General features: G+C 66.8%; 5 protein-coding genes. 4 read left to right on the plus strand and 1 reads right to left on the minus strand.

Features of this window, described 5'->3' with window-relative positions:
* Together ACTIFJ_RS14135 and ACTIFJ_RS14140 are read left to right on the plus strand one after the other, a co-directional pair.
* Nucleotides 1-750: zinc-binding dehydrogenase (locus tag ACTIFJ_RS14135; RefSeq protein WP_439534752.1), on the plus strand; the 750-nt coding region annotated here is incomplete at its 5' end.
* Between the two features lie 44 nt (nt 751-794).
* A complete protein-coding gene (locus ACTIFJ_RS14140; RefSeq protein WP_439534753.1) occupies nt 795-1,337 on the plus strand; it encodes a PRC-barrel domain-containing protein in 543 nt (180 codons plus the stop codon).
* Nucleotides 1,338-1,377: 40 nt separating this feature from the next.
* Here ACTIFJ_RS14140 and ACTIFJ_RS14145 read toward each other — a convergent pair whose 3' ends face one another.
* A complete protein-coding gene (locus ACTIFJ_RS14145; protein WP_439534754.1) occupies nt 1,378-2,040 on the minus strand; it encodes a PRC-barrel domain-containing protein in 663 nt (220 codons plus the stop codon).
* Nucleotides 2,041-2,379: 339 nt separating this feature from the next.
* Here ACTIFJ_RS14145 and ACTIFJ_RS14150 point away from each other — a divergent pair, with 339 nt between their 5' ends.
* Together ACTIFJ_RS14150 and ACTIFJ_RS14155 are read left to right on the plus strand one after the other, a co-directional pair.
* Nucleotides 2,380-4,323, plus strand: coding sequence for an autotransporter assembly complex protein TamA (locus ACTIFJ_RS14150; RefSeq protein ID WP_439534755.1), 1,944 nt, complete (start codon nt 2,380-2,382; stop codon nt 4,321-4,323).
* A 56-nt stretch (nt 4,324-4,379) separates the two neighbouring features.
* Nucleotides 4,380-8,348, plus strand: a 3,969-nt coding sequence (locus ACTIFJ_RS14155; protein WP_439534756.1) for a translocation/assembly module TamB domain-containing protein, incomplete at its 3' end; no start/stop codon positions are given.

Consider the following 8,348-nt stretch of genomic DNA (forward strand, 5'->3'; position numbering starts at 1 on the left):
GCCGAATATGTCCGTGTGCCGTTCGCCGATACCGGTTGCTTCAAGGTACCCGCGCATCTTTCGGACGATCAGGTGCTGTTCCTCACCGACATCCTGCCGACCGGCTGGATGGGCGCGGAAAATGCCGAGATCGAGCCGGGTGACACGGTGGCAATCTGGGGTGCAGGCCCGGTCGGCCAGTTCGCGATCCGCTCGGCCTTCCTGCTTGGCGCTGAGCGGGTGATCTCCATCGATCATCGTCCGGCGCGCCTGGCGCTGGCGGCGGAGGCGGGTGCAGAGTCGATCGATTTCGAACATGTCGATGTCATGGCGGCGCTGGCCGAAACCACCGGCGGGCGTGGCCCCGATCGATGCATCGACGCGGTCGGGATGGAGGCCCATGGCCTCGCCATTGATAACATCGTCGATCGCACCAAGCAGGCGGTCGGCCTTGGAACGGATCGGCCGCATGTTCTGCGCCAGGCGATCGTAGCCTGCCGCAAGGGCGGCACGATCTCGATGCCGGGGGTCTATGGCGGCCTCGTCGACAAGTTGCCGATGGGTGCGTTCGTCAACAAGGGGCTGACGTTGAAGACCGGCCAGACGCATGTTCACCGCTATCTGAAGCCGCTGCTCGAGCGGATCGAAAATGGCGATATCAAGCCGGATGTCATCATCAGCCATCGGCTGTCGCTGGACGAGGCGCCGGGAGCCTATGATGATTTCCTCAACAAGCAGGACGAGTTCACCAAGGTCGTGTTGCGTCCTTGAGCCCGTTCAGCGCGGTAGCCGAATGGTCAGCACCGGCGGCAACGATGATTGCCGCCGTGATGACCGCCTCGAACCTGGGCGCCCGGATGACCGGGTGGGGTTTCGTCGTGTTCACGCTCGGCTCGCTGAGCTGGATCATGGTTGGGCTCGACAGTGACCAATCGAACCTTGTTGCCACCAATATATTCCTGACTCTGGTCAACGCCATCGGCATATGGCGCTGGCTTGGTCGTCAGGCGCGGTATGAATCAGTGGGGGAGTCGGCAGAAAAGGCGGGTAAATCGCCTGTGGTCGTATCGGTTTTTCCGGCCACGGCTCTCGTCGGCCGTCCGATCCTGGATGACGGCGGCGAGAAACTCGCTGAAGTGGTGGAGGCGATCATCGCCTGCGACACTGGGACCATCCAGCATGTCGTGGTGCGCTTCGGCGGCGTGGCCGGCGTCGGCGAGCAGATCGTGGCCCTGCCGCTGGCCGATCTGACGATCGATAGCGAGGCCATTCGCACCCGGTTAAACCAGCAAGCATTGACCGACCTGCCGCGCCTCGATGAACGGCTCTGGCCGCGCTTGCTCGAACCGGCGGCCTGAACGAAAGGGCCGCCTGCATGGTGCAGGCGGCCCTGTGTTGCTATTCCCGACTGCGCGGATTTCCCAGGCCGTCCTGGGTCATCTCATGGTCGCCGTCGGATACGATGCCCTTGCTGCGATTGATCTGCTGCTCGGGACTGTAGAAGCCGGGCTTGTCGTGGTTCTGGGAAAGCCGGTGATCGTCGGCATCCGGCGGGATATCGGCGTTCCGCTTCGCCTGCGCTTCCGAGCTGTAATAGCCCAGCGGGCGGCCTTGCCCATCGTTGCGGTCGCTGCGGTTGGGCTCGTCGATGTCGGCGGTGTCACTGCCATAGGCACTGCGTCGGCCGCTGCCATAATAGCTGTCGACGTCGCCGCCCAGCACTTCGTCGAAACCGGCGAGTTCGGCGCGGTCATAGGCCGGGCCTTCTGAAAGCTGGGACGGATCGAGGTCGACGCGATAGCCATCGAGCCTCGTGTCATATTCGAGCAGCTCCCAGGGCAGCGGGTGATATTTCTCTCCGATCCCGAGAAAGCCGCCGAACGACATCACAACGAACGGCACATCGCCGCGCACCTTGTCGATCATGATCGAATCCACCGTTCCGAGCTTGTCGCCGGCGGCGTTGTAGACGGCTGTGCCCTCGACCTTGTCGGCACTGATCAAATTGCCGGTTTCGTGGGTCCCGCCAAAGGCCGGGTCGTTCTGGTCATCATAAGCCATGGTTCCGTTCCTTCCCTTATTTCAGCTGCGGATGCAGCCACCTGTTCCTGCAACACCAGGTCGGTTCACAGGTTCCGGCGGGATGCGACGAGCGGTGGCAATCGTCGTTGAATGGCTTTAAGGCCCCGCGCTGCCCGCTGCTGGCGGCGCCACCCATCGCCCTCAATCTTTGTCGGGTGCCGGGAACCAAATCAGTTTCAGGATGTTCGCTCCCCAATGGCCATTGATCTCGTAGGACAGGCGTCGGCGCCGCACCGCCCGGTTTGGCCTTTCGTCATCGCCCTGCTGGCATCGGCTGCCCCCTTGGCCGGCGTCTGGGCTCAGCTGCCGCCGAATGCTGTGGCTGCCGAGCCGGCCGCTTCTGAATTTGATCTCACCGACGAACTGCCGCCGCTGGATATTGTCGAGGGTATTGAGGACCCTGTCGCGGTGACACCGATGGCCCCGCAACCGGCGCTCGAAGAGCCATTGCCAGCACTCGGCAGCGTGGTTGTGCCACCGGAGACGGCGGCGACGGATGATCCCGACCTTCCCGATATCCGCTACCGGCTGGAGATCGACGGTCTCGAACAGGTCGATCTCGAAGATCGGTTCCGCGACCTGTCCGCCTTGCTCGACAAGGGTCGCAAGGCCGGCAGCGCGGCGCAGGTGACGGCGCGCGCCGATGTCGATGTCCAGCTGGCTGAAAACCTGCTGCGTTCGGAAGGCTATTATGACGCCGTCGTCACTTCGGTGGTCGGACCGTTGCCCGGCGAGGATGGCCAGCTGCTGATCAGCATCACCGCGACGCCGGGCAAGCGCTACAGCCTCGACGAGATAAGCGTCACCGGCACCGAACAGGCACCGCTGGCCTCCGAGCCGGGCGCCATCGCCCGCAAGGCGCTTGATTTGTCGACCGGCGATCCGATCGTCGCGGCGGCCATCGAGTCAGCAGAAGCCAATGTCGCCCTGCGCCTGCCCGAGCAAGGCTATCCCTTTGTGACCATCGAGCAGCGGGACATCCTGCTCGACGACGAGACCTTTACCGGCGACTATGTGCTGCCGGTGACCGTGGGCAACAAGGCGCGCTTCGGCGAGCTGCGACTGGCGGGCGACGAGGTCTTCGACCTCCGGCACATCGCCTTGATGCCGCGCTTCGAATTCGGCGAGATATTCGACAGCCGCCGGCTCGATGACCTGCGCCAGGCGCTGATTGCCACCAACCTGCTTTCCACCGTCGCCGTCGAACCGGTGAGCACCGGGGTCGTCGATGCCGAGGGTATCGAGACGGTCGACCTGCTGATCCGCCAGTCGCGCGGGCCGGCGCGCAACCTCGCTGCCAACGCCGGCTATGGCACCGGCGAGGGGATCAGGCTGAGTGGCAGCTGGACGCACCGGAATCTGTTCGAACCCGAGGGGGCGGTGAGCGCCGCCGTTGTGGCCGGTACCAACGAGCAGAGCCTGCGCGGCCAGTTTCTGCGCTCCAACGCCGGCCAGCGCGACCGCGCCTTCCAGATCGGTGCGTCAGTAGCGCGGCAGCGGTTCGACGCCTTCAATGCCGAGACGATCAACTTCAATACCAACCTGTCGCGGGTCAGCACGCCGATCTGGCAGAAGCGCTGGACCTGGTCGCTCGGCGCCGAGCTGATCGCTTCGCGTGAAAGCAGCTTCGATCCGGCGTTGGCAGCTCTCGACCGGGGCACCTATCTGATCGCCGCCCTGCCGACGCAGCTCGGCTATGATCGGTCGGACAGCCTGCTCGATCCGACGCGGGGGTTCCGCATCACCGTCCGCGCCAGCCCTGAGGCGCAGAAGCGCACGCGTGGCGCGTTCGACAGCTACGGGCGCTTCCTGCTCGAGGGCAGCGCCTATTATCCGGTCTCCTCCTCGCTGGTCATCGCCGGGCGGGCGCGGGTCGGGTCGATCATCGGCGCGCCGCGCGACGAAATCGCGCCTTCGCGGCGGCTCTATGCCGGCGGCGGCGGCTCGGTGCGCGGCTTCGGTTTCCAGCAGCTCGGCCCGCGCAGCGCCGACAATCAGCCGCTGGGCGGCCGCTCGCTCACTGAATTCGCCCTGGAAGCCCGTTACCGTTTCGGCGATTTCGGCATTGTGCCGTTCATCGATGCGGGCCGGCTTGGCGACGAGTCGACGCCGTCGCTGTCGGGCATGCGCTACGGCGTCGGCATTGGCGGGCGCTATTACACCAATTTCGGTCCGATGCGGATCGACGTCGCCACGCCGATCAATCGCCGTCCGGGTGAATCGCGCGTGGCCCTCTATATCTCGATCGGACAGGCATTTTGACCGCGCGGCGTGTTTTCACTTGGATCGGCGGTATCCTTGTCGCGCTGGTCTTGCTCGTGGCGTTGCTGCTGCTGTTCCTGAATACCGGCCCCGGCAAGCGCTTTCTGTTGGGTCAGCTCGGCGGCTTCACCACGGCCAGCGGCCTCAACTATCAGGCTGAGGCTATCGACGGTTCGATCTATGGGCGGATGACGATCAGAGCCCTCGAGATCCGCGATCTGCGCGGCGTTTTCGTCACCGCGCCAACGGTCCTTGTCGACTGGTCGCCCGGCGCCTTCCTCAATGGCGGGCGGATTGCGCTGGCCGAAGCCAGCGCCGACACGCTGACGCTGCGCCGGGCTCCCGAACTGAACGAGTCCGACCCCGACGAACCGCTGCTGCCCGACCTCGATATTGATATCGACCGGCTGCGCATCGATCGCCTGATCATCGAACCGGCGGTGACCGGGCGCCGCCACATCGTCGGCCTCAGCGGATCGGCGAGCATTGCCGATGGCCGCGCGACGGTAGCGCTGGATGCGTCGGCCCGGGCCGGCAATGGCATTGCCGGCGGGGATACGCTTGTTCTGCGCCTCGATGCCGTGCCGGAAGCCAATCGCCTGGTCATCGACGCCCGGCTGACCGCGCCCGCGGGTGGATTGGTCGATGGCTTCACCGCGCTCGGCCGGCCGCTTGCCGCGCGCATATCCGGCCAGGGCAACTGGGCGAACTGGCGCGGTGCGCTGACGGCAAGTAGCGCCGACGACACGCTCGCCGACCTGGCCCTGACGGCGCGTGACGGTACCTTCACGGTGCGTGGCCCCGCTGACCCCGGGGCGCTGCTGACCGGCCCGGCGCAGACGCTGCTGCGCCAGCTCAACCTCGACATCACGGCGACACTTGCCAATCGCCGTGTCGATACGGTGGCGCGGATCGGCGGCGAGGCTTTTGTCGTCGATGCCAAGGGACTCGTCGACCTCGGGGACAGCCGGTTCGAGAATTTCGCGGTCAACGCCCAGCTGCTTCGGCCAAGCGCCCTTGCGCCCGACCTGCGCGGCAACGACGTGCGGCTCGCCGCCACCATCGATGGCGGCTTCGGCACGCCGACGCTGGCCTACCAGATCAGCGCCACGACTTTGACCTTCGACACCACGACGATCGAGGGCTTGACCGCGAGCGGGCGCGCGACGGTCGATTCCGAGCGCATCCTCGTGCCGATTTCAGCGCGGGCGCGCCGCATCACCGGGCTCAATGCCGCGGCCGGCGGGCTGCTGACCAATCTCGCCATCGACGGCGACCTCGCCTGGTCGAATGGCCAGTTGCTGTCGGACAATCTGCGGCTGCGATCGGACCGGATCGACGCCACTGCCATCATCATCGCCGACGTCGGCGAGGGCCGCTATGCCGGCACTCTCAAGGGACGGGTCAATGATTACCAGATCGACGGGCTGGGCCGCGTCGATCTCGTCACTGACGCGCGGCTGATCACCACGCCGGCCGGGAGCTTCGGTCTCACCGGCACGGCCCGCATCGCGACGCGCCGGATCGACAATGAGGCGCTGCGCGCACAGCTCGGCGGCAATGCCGTTGTCACCGCCGGCTTTGGCTATGACCCGGCCGGCGCAGCGACACTGCGCGACCTGCGGCTGACCTCGCCGTTGCTGCGGATCACCCAGGGCAGCGGCAGCTACCGCACCGACACCGGTCGCATCACGCTGTCGGCCCGCGCCGTCTCGACCGAATATGGCCCGGCCAGCATTGAGGCTTCGGGCACGCTCGATCGCCCGGTGGCGCGCCTGCGCGCCGAGCGGCCCGGCCTAGGCCTCGATCTGCGGAACCTGGTCGTCGACCTGACCGGCTCGCCGGCCGGCTACCGGATACTGGCCACCGGCGCGTCGGCCTATGGTCCGCTCAGTGGCGATCTTCTGGTGCAGACCGGGGACGCGCTGGCCATCGACATCAACCGCGCCCGCATCGCCGGCATCGACGCGCGTGGCCGCGTCACCCAGACGGCGGCCGGCCCCTTTGCCGGCACGATCTCGCTCGATGGATCGGGCCTCACCGGCAGCGTTAGGCTGGCAGCGGCCGGGGCCAACCAGCGCGCCGACATCGACGCCCGCGCCCAGTCCGCCCGCATTCCGGGCGACGTGCCGATCACCATCGGCAGCGGCACCGCCCGGGCCTCGATCACCCTGTTCCCCGATTCCCCGTCGATCACCGGCAGCGCCGATCTGGCCGAGGTGCGATCCGGCACATTGCTGGTCGCCCGGGCGCGCAGCCGCTTCGATTATCGTGGCGGCAATGGCACGGTCGGGCTGGTTGCCAATGGCAGCGCCTCGGCCCCGTTCAACATCGCGGCGCAGGCCCGTCTCGCGCCGCAACGGATTGTCGCCAACGCCACCGGCGCCTTCAATGGCATCGATTTCAAGCTGGCGGCGCCGGCCGTCGCCACCCGCACCAACGGCGACTGGCAGCTGGCGCAGACAAGGATCGTCTTCCCCCAGGGCCAGGCCCGTCTGGCCGGCCGCTATGGCACGCAGACCCGCCTCAACGCGGCGCTGGACCAGGTCGATCTGGCGATCGTCAACGCCTTCGTTCCAGGGCTTGGTCTCGGCGGCAAGGCCTCGGGCACGATCGAGGCAACGCTCGCCGATGTGCCGGTCGTCAATGCCCGGATCGATGTAGCCGGCTTCACGCGATCCGCCGCCTATACGATCTCGGCGCCTGTCGATATCGCCACCACGGCCGAATTGTCCGAAGCCGGCGGCTCGATCGCGGCCGCCATTCGCCGAGGCTCGACGACGATCGGCCGGCTGCAGGCGCGTGTCGCGCCGTTGCCGCCGGGCGAGGGCATTGCCGACCGTCTGGCCTCGGCCCCGCTCTCAGGCGGGATTCGGTACAGTGGCCCGGCGGAAGTTTTGTGGGCAATGACCGGCATTGCCGGGCAGCAGCTCTCCGGGCCCGTTGCGATTGCAGCGGATTTCGCTGGCCGGGTCGACCAGCCCCGGCTGACCGGCACCATTCGCGCCAATGCGCTGCGCTATACCAATGAGGATTATGGCACGGTCATCCGCGACATCGCCGTGCAGGGCAATTTCACCCAGTCCAGCTTCCAGCTGACGTCGCTGACCGGGCGTGCCGGCGATGGCACAGTCGGTGCGAGCGGCAGGATCGGGCTGGATTCGGCCAGCGGGTTCCCGGTGGCGCTCAACGTGAACTTTGACCGGGCGCAACTTGCACGCGGCGACGCGCTGGGGGCGCAGGCCACCGGCCAGCTGCGGGTGACCAACGGTCGCGATGGCGGCCTGATCAGCGGCACCATCGACATTCCCGAGGCGCGGTACGAGATCATCCGTCAGGGCGATGCCGATGTCGTGCAGCTTGCCGGCGTGCGCCGGAAGAACGCGCCGCCTGCCAAGGCCGAGCCGCCGGCGCCGGTCGGGCCGGCGTCGATCCGGCTTGATGTGCGGGTCCGCGCCGATAACCAGATCTTCGTCAGCGGGATGGGGCTGGAAGCCGAGTGGGAAACCGACATGCGGATCACCGGCACGGCGGCCGCCCCCCGCATCATCGGCCGCCTCGAAGTGGTTCGCGGTACCTACAGCTTCGCCGGCCGGCGATTCGAACTGGCGCAGAATGGCGCCATCGTCTTCGATGGCGGGGAGTTCACCAACCCCGAGCTGGACCTGTCAGCCGAGACGACGGTCGAGGGGGTTACCGCCATCATCAACATCAACGGCCGTGCCCAGCGTCCCCAGATCAGTTTCACGTCGACGCCGACCCTGCCACAGGACGAGGTGCTGTCGCGGTTGCTGTTCGGCGCTTCGGTGACCAACATCTCGCCGATTCAGGCGGTGCAGCTGGCCGCCGCGCTCAATTCGCTCCGCGGCTCGGGCGGAGGGCTCAATCCGCTCGGCAAGCTCCGCTCGGTGACCGGGATCGATCGGCTGCGCGTGCTCGGCGAGGACAAGACCACCGGGCGCGGCACGGCTGTTTCCGCCGGCCAGTACATCGGCAATAACATCTATGTGGAAGTGATCACCGAT

The sequence above is a fragment of the Polymorphobacter sp. genome, assembly GCF_051860865.1.
Taxonomy (GTDB): Bacteria; Pseudomonadota; Alphaproteobacteria; order Sphingomonadales; family Sphingomonadaceae; genus Sandarakinorhabdus.